Below are 18,914 nucleotides of genomic sequence, written 5' to 3'. Positions count from 1 at the left end.
ATTCCATTGATTTTATTCAGATCAGTGGAATTATATTTTTAAGGCAAAATAAAAGGTGGCGCCCTGCCCCTCTTCGCTTTCTACCCAGATCCTTCCTCCTTCACTTTTTATAATTCCGGAAGAAATATAAAGTCCGAGGCCCAAACCGGGATAAGTATGCTGCAGCTGACCGCCAACTCTGTAAAACTGATCAAAAACGAGGTGCTGTAATTCTTTCGATATGCCAATACCAAAATCTTTTACGCTTAAAATAATTTCGTTGTCTGTTGTGTAAGTTTTTACATCAACCTGATCGGCGTCGGCAGAATATTTAATGGCATTTGATAAGAAATTGGTAATTACCTGCCCAATACGCTCCTTATCGGCATAAACGTTAGCATGCCCCTGCAAATCGGTATGGATATGATGCCTGGCACTAATGTGCTGCATTTCCTCAGCAATTTCCGCCACAGCAAGATCAAAATCAAAATTTACGGGATTAAAGGTCATTTTACCGGATTGAATCTTGGTCACGTCGAGCAGGTCGCCGATTAAGCCGGTTAACCGGTTTAACTGTACGTCCATTTTATGTACCATAGAAGCCTTTTTCTCATCACCATCATTTCTGATCATCCGCTCTAATACCTGCGCATAAGCTTTAATACTGGTTACAGGTGTTTTAAGTTCATGACTGGCGATTCCTAAAAACTCATCTTTTTGCTGTTGCAGCTGCACCTGTTTGGTTACATCCATCGCAGCGTGTAAAATGGCGTAAACTTTGCCATCTACATTTCTTAAAGGCTTATAGGTAAAATTAAACCATACTTTTTCCAATTTACCGTTAACAGGTAATAAAGCTTCCTGCTGATCGGCATGATAAGGAATACCCGTACGATAAACTTCTTTTAAAATACCAATAAAAGGCTGACCTTTTAATTCAGGAATAGCCTCTTCCATAGGTTTGCCAATTACACTTTTATCTTTACCCCAAAAGCGCAGCATTTCATCGTTGGCTAAAGAAATGATGATATCTTCTGTTTCGTAATAGCCCGTAGCCATTGGGGTATCCAATAGCAAATTCCGGAAACGTTCTTCGCTTTTGGCCATTTCCATACGCGAGTGTACCAAAGAAGTAATTTCGTTGGCTACAACCATGATACCGGTAACCACATTGTGCTGATCGCGGATCGGATCATATACAAAGTTGAAATAATAATCCTGAAGCCTGCCTTCTCTTTCTAACCTGGCCATGGTTTCGTAACCATAGTGGGCTACACCTGTTTTATAAACCTGGGCAAGCAAATCGGGAAAGGGTTGTCCCTTTAGTTCTGGCAAACCATCAATTAAATTGAGCCCTATAACATCTTTTGTTTTTCCCCACAATTTCAGCAGGTCTTCGTTTGCCTGCTCTATTACAAAATTTTCTCCTCTTAAAATACCAATGGCCACCGGGGCATCCTGAATCATTTTTCGAAAAAGTTCTTCACTTGCTTTTACTTTTAACCTGGCATTTACCAGTTCAGTAACATCGGTTGCATTATTAACAATACCCCAAACTTGTCCGTTATCATCTTTTAAAGGTTTGTAAATAAAATCAAAATAGAAAGTTTGCAGTATCTCATCATTGATCAGCAATACGCGGTCTTCTTTGGTTTCGTAAGCAACACCGGTGAGGCGTACCTCTTCCAGAATTCCTAAAAATGGCTGGTCTTTTAGTTCAGGCAGTGCAATAGCAAGTTCTTGTCCGATAACACTATTATCTCTTCCCCATGCTTTAAGCATTGCTTTATTGGCAACTTTAATTACCATCTTTTCTCCAACATATAATGCAATTGGCATTGGAGATTCTTCGATCAATGTATAAAAAACGGTGGCGTTATCGTCAAGATTAATTTGCATATAGAGGATAAAAAAACAAATATAACGGGTTTTTTATTTACTATTCGCTTTCAAAAACGACAATAATACTTTCTCATCATGCGCCAGAGCTAATTTTCCGATTACTTTATTGTTGTTCATCTTTTTCATGTATTTACCTAACTCATTGTTCTCGTAAGCGGTAAGCAATAAAGGATATACGTAAGAACTCTTGCACACAGCTCTTGTATTTCCTAATTTTTTGGCAACGCAATCTAAAACAGTTATAATAGCCTTTTTAGAGTTTAAATTAAAACTTTCATCGGCGCTGCATTTCGAAAACTGGCGCAAAGCTTCCAGTGTACCGCCCCAGGTCCTGAAATCTTTTGCGGTAAAATCATCGCCTGTAATTTCTCTGATATAATTATTTATTTTGCCCGAGTCGATGCTTTTATGTTCTTTTCCATGAGTATAAAACTGAAATAATTCCTGCCCCGGAATGTCTCTGCATTTTTTAACCAGTTTAGCTAGAGACCTGTCATTCAGTTCTACTTTCTGCTGAACACCTTTTTTACCTATAAAATCCATGGTAATTTTACTGCCGTTGATTTTTACGTGTTTATCACGTAACGTTGTAAGGCCAAAAGAGCCGTAAAGCTGCTTATAACTTTCGTTACCCACACGAATGAGTGTTTTTTGGAGCACGTCAACCGAAATGGCGAGTACTTTGCGTTCGTCAAAATCTTTGCGGCGGAGGTCCTTCTCCAGGTTTTTTCTGGCATTGGGTAAAGCCTTTCCAAATTCCAGCAAGCGGAAATATTTATCTTCCGACCGGCGGCTGGTCCATTTGTTGTGGTATTTATATTGTTTTCTGCCTGCTGCATCAATCCCGGTAACCTGCAGGTAGGCATTGGGTTTACTGGCAATCCACACGTTTTGCCACGCAGGCGGAATAACCAACGTTTTTATCCGCTCGAGGTGCTTTTCTTCGGTTATTTTTTTTCCTTCCTTATCTTCGTAATAAAATTTACCTGGTTTGCCTTTACGGTAAATACCAGGCATGGCATCAGTTACGTACACCAATCCACTTGCTTTAACAACATCTTTGCCTTGTACCATTTTTTACCTATAAGTATGGGTTTATTTTTAGTTATTTTGCAAAACTTTAACGTGGGTATCACGTTATTTTTAGAAACACAACACTTTCTTTATGAAAATAGTTTTTATGGGTACGCCCGATTTTGCTGTAGCCTCTTTAGATGCCTTAGTACAAGCCAGTTTTGATGTGGTTGCCGTGGTTACTGCACCAGATAAACCAGCCGGCCGTGGCCAGAAACTGAACGAAAGTGCTGTAAAAAAATACGCTGTAGAAAAAGGAATTCCTGTTTTGCAGCCCGAAAAACTAAAGAATCCCGAATTTATTGAGAAGTTAAAATCATACCAGGCCGATCTGCAGGTTGTAGTGGCATTCAGGATGTTACCGGTGGTGGTTTGGAGCATGCCAGCCAAAGGAACCATTAACTTACACGGCTCATTATTGCCACAATACCGTGGTGCAGCACCGATTAATCATGCCATTATTAACGGCGAAAAAGAAAGCGGTGTTACTACCTTTTTCCTTAAGGAGGAAATTGATACAGGTGATATCATTATGAGTGACAGTGTGGCCATTGCAGATGATGAAACCGCAGGAGACCTGCACGATAAACTGATGGTTGTTGGTGCAAATTTACTGGTAAAAACCCTCCACGCCATTGAAGCAGGTGAAGTACAAGAACAACCGCAGCCGCAAAGCGATGATTTAAAACATGCACCAAAGATTTTTAAGGAAGACTGCAAAATCGACTGGAACAATAGTGCACAGCACATTCACAATTTAATCCGCGGTTTAAGTCCATACCCAACAGCTTTTACTGCGCTTAATGATAAAACTTTAAAAGTATTTAAGGCAGAACTCGAAGATAGGGAACCGGGTATTGCAGCCGGTGGTTTTTTAACTGATGGTAAAACCTATTTAAAATTTGCGGCTAAAGATGGATTTATCAAATTGCTGGATATCCAATACGAAGGCAAAAAACGAATGCTGATCGAAGATTTTTTAAGGGGAATGAGGTTGTAGTGCGTTGGAGGAGAGCGTTTGGTGTTTAGCGTGGATTTATCGCAATAGTCAGAAGTTCTTAGTCTGGAGTCTTGACGCGAAGAAATTCAAAAAAAAGTTGTCATCTCGACCGGAGCATGGCGAAGTGGAGATATCTATCTAAACAGATTTCTCGACTTTGTTGCACTTCGCTCGAAATGACCGCTTGTAATTTTAAGTTTGGCATAAATTAACCGCTTAACCTGACGAATAAACCAACGGCAAATGAACCAATGAACTAAAAGGCGTTCAATTTTTCGTTCAAAAATTTCGAAACTTCATTAAAATAGCGCTTTCTGCCATAACCCATTACCCACTGGATACCCTGCGTGGCATTGGTAATGAAAACTTCTTCAGCTTCTTTTAAAATCTCCGGATTAATCTGTGCTTCGATTAAAGGCATATCGTTCATTTTGCATAATTGCATAATGGCTGTACGCATAACACCACTTACGCAGCCTTCGGCCAGTGACGGGGTATAAATCTGCTTGTTATATACCACAAAAACATTGGCGCTGATGCTTTCGCACAGAAATCCATGTTGGTTCAGGATCATTGCCTCATCCAAACGGTTCTGGCTTTTAAAAAGTCCGGCCATCACGTAAAGTAAAGCATTGGCTGTTTTATAATTCGATAGCTTATTCACCGGTTTGGTCATTTCGTCATAAACATCAATAATTAAGCCTTTGCTATTGAGTTCATAATTTGATGATTTTAAAGGAATCCCCTCTAAAACATAACCGGCTTTATTAATTTCGGGCGTATATACACCGGCGCCTCCCCGGTAAACGGAAAGGCGGAAGCGGATATTGCCGTTCCATTTATTGCGTTTAGTAAGATCAGCCGTTTTTTGACGCAAAAAATAATCGTCCATTAAAGCATGACCATCAATTTTAAGCGCTTTCATTCCGGCAGTAAGCCTGTCGGCATGTAAATCAGCGAATTGCAGCTTATTGTTAATCATCCGCATGCTTTCGAACAAGCCATCTCCAAATTTAAAGCTCCTGTTGGCAGCCGTTAAAAATGGAACATCAGCTGCCTGAAATTCATCATTAAATAAGAGGTACTCCTGAAGCATATTTTATGATGTAACGATATAATTTTCCCATTTGGTTAAGCCCGCTTTAAAATCGGGCGGCAATGGAGATTCGAAGTACATATATTCTTTTGTAGTGGGATGAATAAAACCTAAACTTTGTGCGTGCAAAGCCTGACGGGGCAACAATTCGAAGCAATTATCTACAAACTGCTTGTACTTATTAAAAGTGGTGCCTTTTAAAATTTTATCGCCACCATACATCGCATCGTTAAAAAGCGGGTGACCAATGTGCTGCATGTGTGCCCTGATCTGGTGGGTACGGCCGGTTTCAAGCTCACAGCTGATCAGCGTTACATAACCCAGGCGCTTTAATACTTTATAATGCGTTACCGACCATTTGCCTTTTTCTTCATCGTCGTAAATATCCATCACACGGCGGTCTTTCGCACTGCGGCCGATATAACCGGTTACTGTTCCATCATTTTCGATATCGCCCCAAACCAACGCAATGTATTTACGGGTAATGCTGTGATCGAAAAACTGGCGGGCTAAATGGGTAATCGACTTTTCGTTTTTACTGATCAGCAGTAAACCCGAGGTATCTTTATCAATGCGGTGCACCAAACCCGGTCGGCCATCATTGCCGGGCAATTGAGGCAATTGTTCAAAGTGAAAGGCCAGAGCATTAACCAACGTTCCGGTATAGTTGTTAAATCCCGGATGCACCACCATTCCGGCAGCCTTGTTTACTACTAAAAGATCGCTGTCTTCATAAATAATATCAAGCGGCAAATCTTCCGGATAAACCTCGGTATCGCGTGGCGGATGTGGCAAAACAATCGAAATCTCATCAAAAGGCTTAACCTTATAACTCGCTTTAATCTGTTTCCGGTTTACCAGAACGTTACCCGCATCGATTGCATTCTGAATACGGTTTCGCGAGGCATTTTCTACACGCACCATCAAAAATTTATCAATGCGCAGCAAAGACTGCCCCTTATCGACAATGATTTTTAAATGTTCATATAATTCCTGCTCTTCTGATTCCTGCAATTCGACCACATTTTCCATGGGGCAAAAATAAACTTTTAACTTCAAGAATTTTTTAATGATTGCAGTTTTCGGAAAAAGAGGCTTATCTTTAATACAATCAAATCATCCTAAATCATTTATATGAAAAAATACTACTCTTTAGAGGCCTTGGCGGCTTTATTTTTATTGGTAATGGCCCAAAAAGCGAGTGCGCAGCAAGATGTTGGAGGCCTGTTTGTAGGCGGTCCGGCAGATGCGACAAAACTGGTTAATGCTTATTTCGATCCTTTATATAAAGGCTTGGGGCTCGGTTTAACCGATGGCTGGTCGAACACTGCCCAATCAAAAGGTTTTTTAAAGTTCGATGTCAGGTTTCGGCCTCCGCTGCTTTTGTTCCCCAATCGGCCAGAAGTTATGATGTAAATACCCTGGGTTTAAGTAACATCAAACCTGCTCCGGGCGCTTCTTCAATCGGACCAACTGCTTTTGGCGATGACCGTGAAGGTGGTAAAATGGAAATTTACACCAGCAACGGTATCCCTACTGGTAAATTTTTCAACCTGCCACAGGGCGTGGGCTTTCATGTTGTGCCATCTGCCCAGATTCAGGCTACTTTAGGTTTGCCCAAAAATATCGATATTACTTTAAGGGCCATGCCTAAAATAAAAATCGGTAGTGATTTAGGAAGTTTATCAATGATCGGTTTTGGTGCTAAAGTGGAACTTTTACCTTTAATTATGGGATCAACAGAAAAATTAATTCCAGTAGATATTGCCATAGCAGGTGGTTTTACCCAGTATAAATACACTTTGCCTTTAGATATCGACAATACCGGAAATTCAGATCAACGCATTGACGCTAAATTTAACGGTGTAAATTTTGATGCCATTGTTTCTAAAAAGATTCTCTTTTTTACGCCATTTGTAAGTGTGGGTTATCAAACTTCCAATACCAATTTAAAAGCGCTCGGTACTTATCGTTTTGCAACCAGTGCGACAACTTCGGCAACTTATGTTGATCCGGTTTCAGTTAAACAAACTGATATTGATGGCATTAGGGCAAGTTTAGGCTTTCAGTTAAAATTCGGTTTCTTTAAATTTTACGGTTCATATACACAAGCCAAATACAGCATGGTTAATGCGGGGATTGGTTTAGGTATTGGTAAATAATAAATTATTAAAGATAATAATGCTTAAAAACACCTGAAATACTCAGGTGTTTTTTATTTTTACGCGTGTTCGAAGAAATAAATAGTCCTGTACAAAAAATTGGGTTGGCTCCTTTTAACAATCTTTTTGTTAAGCGCGATGACCTGATTGATCCTTACATTTCAGGCAATAAATGGCGCAAACTCAAATACATTTTAGCTAAAGCCAACGCAGAAAACAAAACACATTTAATCACTTTTGGCGGGGCTTATTCCAATCACCTGGTGGCTACGGCCGCGGCAGCATCAAGATCAGGACTAAAATCGACCGCTTTTGTCCGTGGTGAAGAAGTTAAGAATGAAATGTTATTATTGTGCCGCTTATTTGGCATGGAACTCATTTTTGTTGACCGTGAAAGTTATCGGGATAAATACAAATTGTTTGAACAGCATTTTGCGACTGATAAACAGGCATTTTTTATTGATGAAGGTGGTGCATCACCGGAAGCCATACCAGGTTGTGCAGAGATCATCAGCGAATTGACTGAAAATTACGATCATATTTTCTGTGCCGCCGGAACGGGAACCACCGCAGCTGGTTTACTAAAAGGGATACAGCAACATCAATTAAATACCAAACTCCACATTATTCCGGTGTTAAAAGGTGGATCATTTATTCAGGATGAAATAGAGAAATACATACCACTTTCCAATCATATAACATTACACCTTGATTATCATTTTGGCGGTTATGCTAAAACTACTCCCGAACTGATCGATTTTATTAAAATCTTTACTGCTAAATCCAGACTGCTTTTAGACCCGGTTTATACCTCAAAAATGTTTTATGCCATTGTCAATTTACAAAAACAGGGCGTTATTGATAAAAACGATAAAATCCTTGCCATCCATACCGGAGGATTGATGGGGCTTTTTGGCATGAAGAATAAGTTTTAGTGCTGGAAACTACTTTAGGTGTTTCTCAGGAAGCTCAGGCCAAAGCACGGACTCCCCAAAAAAAAAATTTCAGCCGGCATTTTATTAATAAGCTGTTTATCTTTTTTATTTGCATTAATGAGCTCGGCAAGCCTCGGTTTTGTTTCTTTTTGATGCCAAAAAGAAAGAGCCCTTCGGCGGCGGCGAGCCGAGGTTGTGCAGCAGGGCAAAAAATCAATTTTATATGTCATTAATATTGATTTTTATGCAATAAATTCTTATCACCATTTATTTATTATTATATTTTTTAACCATTTAAGGCATTTAAGAACCATATAAGCTTATATTTCTTATATAGTTAATTATTCTTCGGTACATCCCTAAATTAATCCATTTGTCAAAATTTATTTTAAATTTAAAAGTAAACAAACGTTTACTTACTTTTGATGCTTGTTAAACGATAAAACAAAATGAGGCCTAAAAGTTTAGAGAAAGAATCAGCCATCCGATCCATTGCTTTACAGATTATTTCTGAAGAAGGTTTGGAAAACCTCAGCATGCAAAAACTTGCCAGGGCAGCAAACATATCGCCCCGTACCATTTACATCAAATACGAAAATAAGGAAGATCTGCTGGTAAAGCTGTTTATTGAAGAAGTACTTGGCGCTTATGAAAAAGCAGTGTTAAAAGATTTCGATCCTGCGATGGGTTTTGCCGAAGGAATGAAAAAACTTTGGTTAAATACGTTCAGCTACCTTAAAAACAACAAACCTGCTTTTTCACTCATCCAATATGGTAAATCTTCTCCTCTCTTAAATAAGGCTTTTCTGGCGAAAAATATACAGCAAGGTGCGTTTTTTGCGCCGATCCATTTTTTCTTAAAAACGCATGTTAAAACAGGCCTGATACCCGGTTTACCACACGATGTGCTCCGGGCATTACTCTTCTCTCCTATTCAGGATCTGGTAGCAGAATATTTCGATCATCTAGATCGTCCGGTACAGATTATTACCGAAGAAGTGATTTTAACCTGCTGTGAAATCGTTATTAAAGGTGTAACCAATCAGAAAAACAATGAATAACATTAAAAATAAAAAAATTGCCATCATAGGCGCTGGTCCGGGTGGTTTAACGCTAGCAAGATTGCTACAAATGGATGGTTTTAACATAAACGTTTACGAACGCGACGCCAACGAAAATGCACGACCAAAAGGTGCTACATTGGATTTACATGAAGAATCGGGACTTGCAGCGCTACAGGCAGCCGGACTTATGAATGCATTTATGGCCAATTATCGCCCCGGAGCAGATCGTACCCGTATCGTTGATCAGCACGGCAATATTGTATTTGAGGATAATGACACAGAAAATAGAGAGGCATTCCGTCCGGAAATAGACCGTGGTCCGCTGCAAAAGATCCTTTTAGATTCATTAGAAAAAGATACTGTAATCTGGAACAGTCACTTCGTATCACTTAAATCCGATAACGGATCGTGGCTGATTGAGTTCAAAAACGAGGATATGGTACATGCAGACATTGTTATTGCTGCTGATGGCGCAAACTCTAAAATCCGACCGTATATCACACCTGTTAAGCCTTTTTATTCAGGCATTACCGTTGTTGAAGGTGCTGTTTATTCGTCAGCAACTGCCACACCTAAAATGCATGCCCTGCTTAACGGCGGAAAAATATTTGCCATGGGAAGTGAAAAATCATTAATTGTAAGTTCAAAAGGTGATGGCAGTTTGGTGTTTTATACCGGATGCAATACCGCAGAAGCCTGGACTAAGGAGTCAGGAATCGATTTTTCTGATCAAAACCAGGTGGTAAACTGGTTTAAAAGGGAGTTTTCAGACTGGGATTCGATCTGGCTCGAGCTGTTCGAAAATGCATCTGCTGCTTTTGTTCCCCGCCCGCAATATTGCATGCCGATGGATCAAAGCTGGGAAACCATCTCAAATTTAACCATGCTTGGCGATGCAGCACATTTAATGCCTCCTTATGCTGGCGAAGGCGTAAATATGGCCATGCTCGATGCTTTGGAGCTTAGTGAATGTTTTAAGGATAATCGTTTTCCAAATAGTAAAGAGGCCATTTCAGCATATGAAAAACAAATGTTAAAAAGGGCCTCGGAAACGGCAGATATGACCATGCAATCAACAAAAGCACTTCATTATGCTGATGCAATTAATTTTTTGATTGATGTAATTGGAGGGGAATAACGAGGTTGTCATAGATTTCTTAATTGACAGCGTTCTTCGGTAAATATGTGCTTTATTAATGTTGGTTAGTCAAATGCTTAAACCATTTTTAAACATTTGCTTTTACACTGAAGGACTTTAAGTCGTTAAAATAGTTCTGCACGGCTCTCCGGAATTAAAATCCACTATCTTTCAGCATCTTTTTTAACCAAACATCACAATAAAACCTAAAATATTCTTCTTAAATTCATCGCCAGGCATTTTTTAAACACCAGGATGATTATTAAGGCTTTATGAGCAAGAAAAACTATAACCGAATTATTTTAATCTTTTTATTCAGCACCATTATTAATTTTTCGTTTATCCCTGCAAAAGAAATCAGGTGGACGGCCATTGGCGATTCCATCAACTATCTCAACAACCACCTAAATGAAACCGGAAACCGCGTAACAAAAGGTTATATGGATCGGGTTAAAGATCGTTTACCGAATATCAGTTATATCAATCAGGGGCATAACGGCTGGACAAGCGTTGGCATCGCGAAAGAAATTAATAAGCTGGGAATTGTTCAGTCAGACTTATATTCCATTTTTCTGGGTACTAATGATTGGTGGGCTGGAATCCCGGTTGGTTCTTTAAGCGATTATATCAACAACACCGGAACAGGAACTACCTGTGGCGCTTACCGAATCATCATTGATAAAATCAGAAGTTTAAACCCCGGCGCTAAAATTGTAATCATAACGCCAATGCAACGGAATGATTTTGTGTACATCGCCAATGCTAACAACAATGCCTTCGGATCGTATAAAGCAAAAAATGGCCAGACTTTAGAAATGTTTGCCAACGCAATCGCCGAAATTGGCAAGCATGAAAACTTCCCTGTAGTTGATCTTTACCATAATCAAAAGCTTAAAGTCGAAAAATCAGTCAAATTTAAAAGGTTAAAAAATCCGTCTACCGGAGCGTACCAAAACTATAAATATCCCGAATCGGCTTCTATCCCCTACCAGCCTCAAAGCGACGATTATCCTTACCCGTTGGATGCAATTAAAATGACCTATGATGGTTTGCACCCTTCTGATAAAGGCAATAAAATCATTGCCGAAAGTCTGGTTCACGTTTTTAAAAAATACGTAGATCAGTAAACTTTCCTTTGTCCGAAGTTTTACCCCTGATGGTTTACCATTACTTTTCGCTTACGTTTGGATCGGAAAATGTAACTTATGCAAACAGAAAACAGCTGATTCGGTGCGTCATATTGCCCGTGATATTTTATTTTACCGATGTTAATATACTACAGTGAAGCATTATAGTCATTCAATAGCGATCATTCTGAAAATCAGCAGTTTTACTTTTTTCAGCTAAATTTTATTGCTTCAATAAAGCCAGTTCATTTCCCTGCACATGATAACATTGTAGATTATTTTATTTGGAAATAATAATCGTATAAATAACGTTTATTATGTTAAATATTTTACTTTTACAATTAGAATCGACCAAATATTAAAAACCAATGAAATTAAACGCACTTAAAAAAAGCGTGTTAAACGCCTGTTTTACTTTTTCGCTAAGTTTTACAGCCATCCCGATGTTAGTGCAGGCGCAAATCCCAAAAGTTGTTAAAATTAAGCCAGATTATACCCTTGCAAAGGTTCAACCCAATATGTGGGGCGTATTTTTTGAGGATATCAACTTTGGCGCCGATGGCGGAATTTATGCAGAACTGATTAAAAACAGGTCGTTCGAATTTGCAAAACCCTTAATGGGCTGGAGCATTCAAAGAAAAAAAGCTATTGAGGGCGAAATTTTGGTTGTTAACCGTAAAGAAGTAAATACAGCGAATCCACGTTACCTGCAGATTAACAACGAAAATGGCACCTTTGGCATTACCAACGAGGGTTTTAAAGGCATAGGTGTAAAGAAAGGATTGCGTTATGATTTCTCGGTGATGTACCGTCAGAAAAGCTCTGGTGTAACCCTGCACCTACAGTTATTAAGTGCAAACAATAAAGTAATTGGAGAAGGAAACCTTGTTCCGGAGCAAAGCGGCAGCGACTGGAAAAAACAATCAGCCAGTTTTATTGCCACAGAAACAGATCCAAAAGCAAAATTTGCCATCGTCTTTGAAGGAAAAGGTCAAATCGATCTGGATATGGTTTCGCTTTTTCCAGGCGATACCTGGAAAGGCCGTAAGCAAGGTTTAAGAGCCGATATGGTTCAGCTTTTGGCAGATATGAAACCTGGTTTTATCCGTTTCCCCGGAGGATGCATTGTAGAAGGCACCGATTTGGCCAACCGTTATCAATGGAAAAAAACAATAGGCCCGATAGAAAACAGGCAGCAACTCATCAACAGGTGGAATACGGAATTTGCACACCGCCCTGCGCCAGATTATTACCAGAGTTTTGGCCTGGGATTTTTCGAATACTTCCAGCTGGCAGAAGATATTGGTTCGGACGCCCTGCCCATTTTAAACTGTGGCATGGCCTGTCAGTTTAATACCGGGGAAGTAGTCGCCCTGGATGAGCTTGATCCTTATGTTCAGGACGCCCTCGACCTGATCGAATTTGCCAATGGCGAGGTAAACACCAAATGGGGTAAAATGAGGGCAGATCTGGGTCACCCGAAACCCTTTAACTTAAAAATGATGGGCATTGGAAACGAAAACTGGGGACCTCAATACCTCGAACGCCTGGCCATTTTCACCAGGGCCATTAAAGCAAAATATCCTGATTTTAAACTCATCAACAGTTCGGGCACTGATCCAGAGGGCGACCGTTTTAACCTGCTCAATACTTCATTAAGAGAAAATAAAGCCGATTTTATAGATGAACATTATTACCGCCCGGCAGATTGGTTTTTGAAAAATGCGGGACGCTATGATAATTATCCACGGAACGAATCGAAAGTTTTTGTAGGCGAATATGCTGTTCACGCAGATAAAAACGTGATTGGCAGCAACCGCAATAACTGGCAAAGTGCCCTGGCTTCAGCGGCTTTAATGACAGGTTTGGAGCGCAACGCCGATGTAGTTCAAATGGCCTCATATGCACCACTTTTTGCACATATTGATGCCTGGCAGTGGGCTCCGGATATGATTTGGGTAGATAACCTGAATGTTTACGGCACGCCCGATTATTATGTGCAGAAACTTTTTGCCACCAATAAAGGAACTGATGTAGTTTCGATCACATTGGATGATAAAAATATCATTGGTCAGGACGGGTTGTACGCCTCCTCTGTACTCGATAAAAACAAAAAAGAACTGATTATCAAAATAGCCAATAATACGGGTCAAAGCCAGTTAATTGATTTTGAACTGGATGGAAAAACCAAATTAAAAAACAGCGGAACACTGGAAGAACTGGCTGATTCGAACCTCAATCAGGTAAATTCATTCGATAATCCTCAGGCACTAAGTCCAAAAGTTTCAACCATCAATTTAAAAGGCAGAAAATTAAATACCAGCTTAAAGCCCTATTCTTTCAGCGTAATTAAAATCCCTTTTAATTAAAAAACCGGGCGCCATAACAATCTAAACAGATGAAAAAATTAACCCTTTTAATTGCTCTGCTCTGTAGCAGCTCATTAATCCATGCACAAACCGAAACCCTGCTCAGCATTAAACCATCAGGAAATCAAATTGTTAGCAAACACATTTATGGCCATTTTTCCGAGCATTTGGGCCGTTGCATTTACGATGGTTTCTGGGTGGGTGAAAACTCAGGTATCCCGAATAAAGGCAGAATAAGATTAGATGTGGTAGATGCCCTGAAAAAAATAAAAGTTCCTAATCTGCGCTGGCCGGGCGGTTGTTTTGCCGATGAATACCATTGGCGTGATGGCATAGGCCCGAGAAACGAACGCCCAAAAATGGTAAATACCAATTGGGGAGGTGTAACCGAAGACAATAGTTTTGGTACGCACGAGTTTCTGGACCTTTGTAAAATGCTCGATTGCGAACCCTACATTGCCGGCAATGTAGGCAGCGGAACCGTTGAGGAAATGGCTAAATGGGTAGAATACCTTAATTTCGACGGTGTAAGCCCAATGACAGCCATCCGCAAACAAAATGGTATGGATAAACCCTGGAAAGTTTCGTTCTGGGGCGTTGGGAATGAAAGCTGGGGCTGCGGGGGAAATATGACCCCTGAATATTACAGCGATTTATACCGTAGATATGCCACTTATGCAAGAGATTATGCAGGGACACCTTTAAAAAGAATTGCCAGTGGTGCCAACGCAGATGATTACCGATGGACAGAAACCTGCATGAAAAAAATTGGGGCAGGCAGAATGTGGGGATTAACCCTGCATTATTACACCCTGCCAACGGGCAATTGGAGCGCCAAAGGATCTGCCACAAAATTTGATGAAGAACAGTATTTTAACACCATGAAAAACTGTTTGCGCATGGAAGAAATTGTGAGCAAACACGCTGCTATTATGGATAAATACGATCCAAAAAAGAAAGTAGCCCTCATTGTTGATGAATGGGGAATTTGGACGGATGTAGAGCCTGGCACAAATCCTGGTTTTCTTTACCAGCAGAACAGCCTGCGCGATGCCTTAATTGCAGGCACAACCCTTAATATTTTCAACAACCATTCCGATCGTGTGCGAATGGCAAACCTCGCGCAAACCATAAACGTACTACAGGCTTTAATCTTAACTGAAAAAGATAAAATGGTACTTACCCCCACTTATCATGTTTTCGATCTGTATAAAGTGCACATGGATGCCAAATATTTGCCCGTTAATTTTACCAGTCCCGATTACAGCCTGGGGGATAAAAAAATCCCCGCGTTAAATGTTTCTGCATCGCAGGATAGTACAGGGGCCATCCATATTTCGCTGGTTAACCTCGATCCAAAAAACAAAATTGATTTACGCACAGATCTTGGAGAATTAAAATGGAAAAACGTTACCGGCCAGATTTTAACATCAGCACAACTTACTGATGTAAATACGTTTACAAATGCCAGTAAAGTGCACAATGCAAAATTTACAGGGGCTAAAAAATCGGGTAATACATTGAAAGTGGAGCTTCCCGCACAATCTGTTGTCGTACTCGAATTAAAATAATCCCGTAATGAAATATAAAGTCCCTGCCCTTCCATTTTCCATAATTATTGCCATACAGAATGTGTTCGAACCGATGGATTTTACACCGATGATCTTGAACAAGTTTCCTAAAATAAGCCGTAATACCACCAATGGCTTTGAACTTGCCTTCCCAGTAATTTTTCAATCGAGAGTGCAGCATTTGGCAGAAACGCCTGATGGAATGGCCAGGGTACCAGTATAATCACCATGAAACCGAATGGTGGATTTGTTTTATTAGTAGAATAACAAAAAACTGATCTATTTATTAACTCAATAAAAATGAAAAAAATATTCTTATCGCTCTTAGGTTTTTCAATTAGTTTCTTAGCAGCAAAAGCACAAGAGAAAATCATCGTTTCTAAAGGCAACCCGATTATTACAGATAAATATACCGCCGACCCGGCAGCTTTTGTTTATGGCGATTCGGTTTATTTATACACCGGACACGACGTTGCACCCAAAGGCAAAGATCGTTATGAAATGCACGAATGGCTATGTTATTCATCAGCCGATATGGTAACCTGGAAAGAGCATCCATCGCCGTTGAATGTAAAAAGTTTCGCCTGGGCCAGCGATGACGCATGGGCTTCGCAGGTAATTGAACGCGGTGGAAAATTTTATTGGTATGTGGCCATCCAGCACGGCAGTATCCATGGTAAATCTATCGGTGTGGCAGTGGCCGATAACCCATGCGGGCCTTTTAAAGATGCGATTGGAAAAGCTTTGATTACAAATGATATGACTACTGATGTAAAAATTAGCTGGGATGATATCGATCCGACAGTAATTATTGACGACGACGGACAGGCGTATCTATTTTGGGGCAATCAAAGGTGTTATTATGCCAAACTGAAAAAGAATATGGTTGAGTTGGATGGTCCAGTTAAAAAAGTAGAAGTTCCCGAATTTACAGAGGCACCGTGGATCCATAAACGCAAAAAATGGTATTATTTATCCTATGCATCGGGTTTCCCTGAAAAGATTGTTTATGCGATGAGCAGGAATGTAAATGGCCCATGGGAATATAAAGGTATTTTAAATGAAATTGCCGGAAACTCCAATACCAATCACCAGGCCATCATCGATTTTAAAGGAAAATCATATTTTATTTACCATAACGGCGCTATTAATACCGATGGAGGAAGTTTTAGGAGATCAGTTTGTATCGATTATTTAAATTACAATAGCGACGGAACGATCAAAAGAATTGTAATGACGAGTGAAGGCGTGAAAAAAGCGAAATAAAAAAGAAGGGTCTTCATTCCAGCGCAGCCAGGATTACTCCCATTGACAGAGTCCAATAGAAAAATCGTCATCTCGACCCAAACAACGCGAAGTGGAGAGATCTTTGCATCAAATTTAAAGGATTTCTCCATTATTCTACCGATGAAAAATCGATGGGCTTCAGTCGAAATGACGATATTATTCACGCAAACTCTTCTATCATTTATACTAATTTTTATGCAATAAATTATCCCTTAGGGTGACAAACCGCGGGGATTTTTTTTTACAATTCAGGAAACCAGATACTCATTTCTCCTTTGCTCCTGTTTGCCCATGCATAATATGGAATGAGCTTAAATGGCACAGTTACATCATTTCCATCAGCTGCGGTGGTTACAGCGTTACCGCTCAGTTCTGCCACTCCATTTAAAAGCGCTGAATTAAAAGAATATTTAAATTGTGTATTTCCGGGCACCTTAATTGAACTTATTTTTACTGTATTATCTGCCGCTTCTGCACAAAACATGATTGGTCCGCGTTGCAAAGCGATCTTGCCTGCATCTTCCTTAAGCTTTGCATTTGCGGTTACTTTTTTCACTTCCATCGGAAGCACAAATTCAACCTTATCCCCTTTTTTCCAAAGTTTTTGGATGGTTATATAACCTTTTTCGATCTGATATTTTGCGTTTTTACCATTTACTTTTATCGTAAATCCTGCTTTCCCTTTCTGGTGGTAACTATAAAGATCAGAGGGAATTGCCTCGTTCATTGCCCAACCAGGCAAGCGTAATTTAAGACTGAAAGTGCTGGCTTCCTGAGGATCTATACCAAAATTAAGGTTTCCCTCCCAGGGGTAATTGTTTTGCTGGGTAATTTTAACCAACTGATTATTCACTTTCAGCTCAGTAGAACTGGCTACAAAAAGGTTCACATAAACCTGATCTTTGGATTGTGCATAAATATAACCTGGAAGAGAGGGCAAAAAACGCGACATATTGGTTGGGCAGCAGGAACATTCGAACCAGCCAGACCTTCCCGGCTCAGCATCTTTATGATGAGGCCCGTCGAAAATCTGCATCGCATTGGTATAGAAAAATGTTTTCCCATCCAGGCCTACACCCGAAAGCAACGCATTGTACATCACTTTTTCCATCAAATCGATATACTTAGCATCACCATGCAACAAAAACATGCGCTGGTTCCAGTACACGTTACCAATTGCTGCACAGGTTTCGTTATAAGCAGTGGCGTTGGGCAATTCGTAATCTTCACCAAAGCGTTCGCCATCGGGTACAGCACCAATGCCACCGTTTACATACATTTTTTTGCCGCACATGTTGGCCCAAATTTTATCAATGGCATTCAGGTAATCTTTATCTCCGGTTAAAGCAGCAACATCGGCCATGCCGGAATATAAATACATCGCCCTTACGGCATGGCCAACAGCTTCATCCTGGTTGATTACCGCAGTTTGATCCTGCCAGTATGCGCCGTTTTTCCAGGGGTTTTTATCTTTTGCATCGTATTGCTTTTTTCCTCTTTGATCGATAAAAAATTTCGCCAGTTTAAGGTAACTTTCATTGGCTGTAACCTGGTATAATCGCACGAGGGCCATTTCTACAATCTCATGTCCGGGGGCTACACTCCTTTTGCCCGGCCCAAAGGTGGCCACGAGCAGATTAGCGTTTTTTATGGCAATATTTAACAGGTTTTTCTTGCCTGTTGACTGGTAATGCGCCACTGCCGATTTGATTAAATGGCCTGAGTTATACAATTCGTGACTCATATTCCCTTCGTTTACCCAACGCTCTTTTCCGGACCAGGATGGCGGATTTGCAGGATTTATGGTCCTTGCAGTATAGAGATAACCATCCGGTTCCTGTGCATTTGCGATTACCACAATTAATGAATCGATATACCCCTCGAGCTTTGCATCAGGATAAACAGCGAGCGAATAAGAAGCCCCCTCGATGGTTTTGTAAATATCGGTATCATCAAATACATAGGCCGTGCAGAATTTCCCGCTTTTTTTTGCCGCCATTTCGAAGTTTTTTAACCTGCCGGTATTTTCGCAACGGGCAAATGAAGTCGGGATGGTTACTTCTTTATTGGTTTCGACACGGGGCAGCCAAAATTTATCTGTTAGCTTTACTTTATTAAATTCTACAGGACTAATGCGGTAATCCTGCAGGTTTTGGGCAAAGCTTAATTTTGTACAGATCAATAAAAAAAACAGACAGTACTTCATGTTC

Annotated in this window: 15 protein-coding genes and 1 pseudogene; 10 read left to right on the top strand and 6 right to left on the bottom strand. The window is 40.2% G+C overall.

Going from position 1 to position 18,914, the window contains the following annotated elements; translation table 11 throughout:
- Window positions 1-30: 30 nt before the first annotated feature.
- Window positions 31-1,878 (bottom strand): PAS domain-containing sensor histidine kinase, encoded by a 1,848-nt coding sequence (locus ACTJKC_RS21400; protein WP_440795142.1) that lies wholly within the window; start codon window positions 1,876-1,878, stop codon window positions 31-33.
- Window positions 1,879-1,911: 33 nt separating this feature from the next.
- Entirely contained in the window at window positions 1,912-2,955 is a 1,044-nt protein-coding gene (locus tag ACTJKC_RS21395) for a DNA topoisomerase IB (RefSeq protein WP_440795140.1), read from the bottom strand.
- Between the two features lie 91 nt (window positions 2,956-3,046).
- On the opposite strand from ACTJKC_RS21395, the gene fmt reads away from it, so the two are divergent.
- Window positions 3,047-3,955 (top strand): methionyl-tRNA formyltransferase, encoded by a 909-nt coding sequence (gene fmt, locus ACTJKC_RS21390; RefSeq protein ID WP_440795138.1) that lies wholly within the window; start codon window positions 3,047-3,049, stop codon window positions 3,953-3,955.
- Window positions 3,956-4,211: 256 nt separating this feature from the next.
- Here fmt and ACTJKC_RS21385 read toward each other — a convergent pair whose 3' ends face one another.
- Both ACTJKC_RS21385 and ACTJKC_RS21380 read right to left on the bottom strand, forming a co-directional pair.
- Window positions 4,212-5,051 (bottom strand): aminotransferase class IV, encoded by an 840-nt coding sequence (locus ACTJKC_RS21385; protein WP_440795136.1) that lies wholly within the window; start codon window positions 5,049-5,051, stop codon window positions 4,212-4,214.
- Between the two features lie 3 nt (window positions 5,052-5,054).
- The gene (locus ACTJKC_RS21380; protein WP_440795134.1) at window positions 5,055-6,083 is read right to left on the bottom strand and encodes an RluA family pseudouridine synthase; all 1,029 of its coding nucleotides are present in this window, start codon (window positions 6,081-6,083) and stop codon (window positions 5,055-5,057) included.
- A gap of 102 nt (window positions 6,084-6,185) precedes the next feature.
- On the opposite strand from ACTJKC_RS21380, the pseudogene ACTJKC_RS21375 reads away from it, so the two are divergent.
- A pseudogene (locus tag ACTJKC_RS21375) lies at window positions 6,186-7,213 on the top strand (DUF6588 family protein).
- 65 nt (window positions 7,214-7,278) lie between these two features.
- Window positions 7,279-8,148, top strand: coding sequence for a 1-aminocyclopropane-1-carboxylate deaminase/D-cysteine desulfhydrase (locus ACTJKC_RS21370; protein ID WP_440795133.1), 870 nt, complete (start codon window positions 7,279-7,281; stop codon window positions 8,146-8,148).
- Window positions 8,149-8,162: 14 nt separating this feature from the next.
- Here the strand turns inward: ACTJKC_RS21370 and ACTJKC_RS21365 are convergent, their stop codons facing one another.
- A complete protein-coding gene (locus tag ACTJKC_RS21365; RefSeq protein ID WP_440795131.1) occupies window positions 8,163-8,378 on the bottom strand; it encodes a hypothetical protein in 216 nt (71 codons plus the stop codon).
- A gap of 219 nt (window positions 8,379-8,597) precedes the next feature.
- On the opposite strand from ACTJKC_RS21365, the gene ACTJKC_RS21360 reads away from it, so the two are divergent.
- The 7 genes from ACTJKC_RS21360 to ACTJKC_RS21330 all read left to right on the top strand — a co-directional run bounded on the left by ACTJKC_RS21360 (window position 8,598) and on the right by ACTJKC_RS21330 (window position 16,683).
- Entirely contained in the window at window positions 8,598-9,209 is a 612-nt protein-coding gene (locus ACTJKC_RS21360) for a TetR/AcrR family transcriptional regulator (protein ID WP_440795129.1), read from the top strand.
- Window positions 9,202-10,350 (top strand): FAD-dependent oxidoreductase, encoded by a 1,149-nt coding sequence (locus ACTJKC_RS21355; protein ID WP_440795127.1) that lies wholly within the window; start codon window positions 9,202-9,204, stop codon window positions 10,348-10,350. Before ACTJKC_RS21360 ends, ACTJKC_RS21355 begins: the two co-directional genes overlap by 8 nt.
- A 272-nt stretch (window positions 10,351-10,622) precedes the next feature.
- Window positions 10,623-11,477, top strand: coding sequence for an SGNH/GDSL hydrolase family protein (locus tag ACTJKC_RS21350; RefSeq protein ID WP_440795125.1), 855 nt, complete (start codon window positions 10,623-10,625; stop codon window positions 11,475-11,477).
- A 368-nt stretch (window positions 11,478-11,845) separates the two neighbouring features.
- Window positions 11,846-13,846, top strand: a complete 2,001-nt coding sequence (locus ACTJKC_RS21345; protein ID WP_440795123.1) for an alpha-L-arabinofuranosidase C-terminal domain-containing protein — start codon at window positions 11,846-11,848, stop codon at window positions 13,844-13,846.
- A 29-nt stretch (window positions 13,847-13,875) separates the two neighbouring features.
- Window positions 13,876-15,417, top strand: coding sequence for an alpha-N-arabinofuranosidase (locus tag ACTJKC_RS21340; protein WP_440795121.1), 1,542 nt, complete (start codon window positions 13,876-13,878; stop codon window positions 15,415-15,417).
- A gap of 7 nt (window positions 15,418-15,424) precedes the next feature.
- Entirely contained in the window at window positions 15,425-15,640 is a 216-nt protein-coding gene (locus tag ACTJKC_RS21335; protein WP_440795119.1) for a hypothetical protein, read from the top strand.
- A gap of 77 nt (window positions 15,641-15,717) precedes the next feature.
- The gene (locus tag ACTJKC_RS21330; protein ID WP_440795117.1) at window positions 15,718-16,683 is read left to right on the top strand and encodes a glycoside hydrolase family 43 protein; all 966 of its coding nucleotides are present in this window, start codon (window positions 15,718-15,720) and stop codon (window positions 16,681-16,683) included.
- Between the two features lie 262 nt (window positions 16,684-16,945).
- Here the strand turns inward: ACTJKC_RS21330 and ACTJKC_RS21325 are convergent, their stop codons facing one another.
- Window positions 16,946-18,910, bottom strand: coding sequence for a glycoside hydrolase family 127 protein (locus ACTJKC_RS21325; RefSeq protein ID WP_440795115.1), 1,965 nt, complete (start codon window positions 18,908-18,910; stop codon window positions 16,946-16,948).
- Window positions 18,911-18,914 lie beyond the last annotated feature (4 nt).

Origin of the sequence: Pedobacter sp. 22226, from assembly GCF_052045455.1 — a bacterium.
GTDB lineage: Bacteria > Bacteroidota > Bacteroidia > Sphingobacteriales > Sphingobacteriaceae > Pedobacter > Pedobacter jeongneungensis.
Note: the sequence above shows the minus strand (reverse complement) of the source record. Positions and strands in the feature narration are given on the sequence as shown.

What these genes read in the sequence shown, in the direction of transcription:
- ACTJKC_RS21400 (WP_440795142.1), bottom strand. Translation starts at nt 1,878, where the DNA reads ATGCAAATTAATCTTGACGATAACGCCACCGTTTTTTATACATTGATC.
- ACTJKC_RS21395 (WP_440795140.1), bottom strand. Translation starts at nt 2,955, where the DNA reads ATGGTACAAGGCAAAGATGTTGTTAAAGCAAGTGGATTGGTGTACGTA.
- fmt (WP_440795138.1), top strand. Translation starts at nt 3,047, where the DNA reads ATGAAAATAGTTTTTATGGGTACGCCCGATTTTGCTGTAGCCTCTTTA.
- ACTJKC_RS21385 (WP_440795136.1), bottom strand. Translation starts at nt 5,051, where the DNA reads ATGCTTCAGGAGTACCTCTTATTTAATGATGAATTTCAGGCAGCTGAT.
- ACTJKC_RS21380 (WP_440795134.1), bottom strand. Translation starts at nt 6,083, where the DNA reads ATGGAAAATGTGGTCGAATTGCAGGAATCAGAAGAGCAGGAATTATAT.
- ACTJKC_RS21365 (WP_440795131.1), bottom strand. Translation starts at nt 8,378, where the DNA reads ATGACATATAAAATTGATTTTTTGCCCTGCTGCACAACCTCGGCTCGC.
- ACTJKC_RS21360 (WP_440795129.1), top strand. Translation starts at nt 8,598, where the DNA reads ATGAGGCCTAAAAGTTTAGAGAAAGAATCAGCCATCCGATCCATTGCT.
- ACTJKC_RS21355 (WP_440795127.1), top strand. Translation starts at nt 9,202, where the DNA reads ATGAATAACATTAAAAATAAAAAAATTGCCATCATAGGCGCTGGTCCG.
- ACTJKC_RS21350 (WP_440795125.1), top strand. Translation starts at nt 10,623, where the DNA reads ATGAGCAAGAAAAACTATAACCGAATTATTTTAATCTTTTTATTCAGC.
- ACTJKC_RS21345 (WP_440795123.1), top strand. Translation starts at nt 11,846, where the DNA reads ATGAAATTAAACGCACTTAAAAAAAGCGTGTTAAACGCCTGTTTTACT.
- ACTJKC_RS21340 (WP_440795121.1), top strand. Translation starts at nt 13,876, where the DNA reads ATGAAAAAATTAACCCTTTTAATTGCTCTGCTCTGTAGCAGCTCATTA.
- ACTJKC_RS21335 (WP_440795119.1), top strand. Translation starts at nt 15,425, where the DNA reads ATGAAATATAAAGTCCCTGCCCTTCCATTTTCCATAATTATTGCCATA.
- ACTJKC_RS21330 (WP_440795117.1), top strand. Translation starts at nt 15,718, where the DNA reads ATGAAAAAAATATTCTTATCGCTCTTAGGTTTTTCAATTAGTTTCTTA.
- ACTJKC_RS21325 (WP_440795115.1), bottom strand. Translation starts at nt 18,910, where the DNA reads ATGAAGTACTGTCTGTTTTTTTTATTGATCTGTACAAAATTAAGCTTT.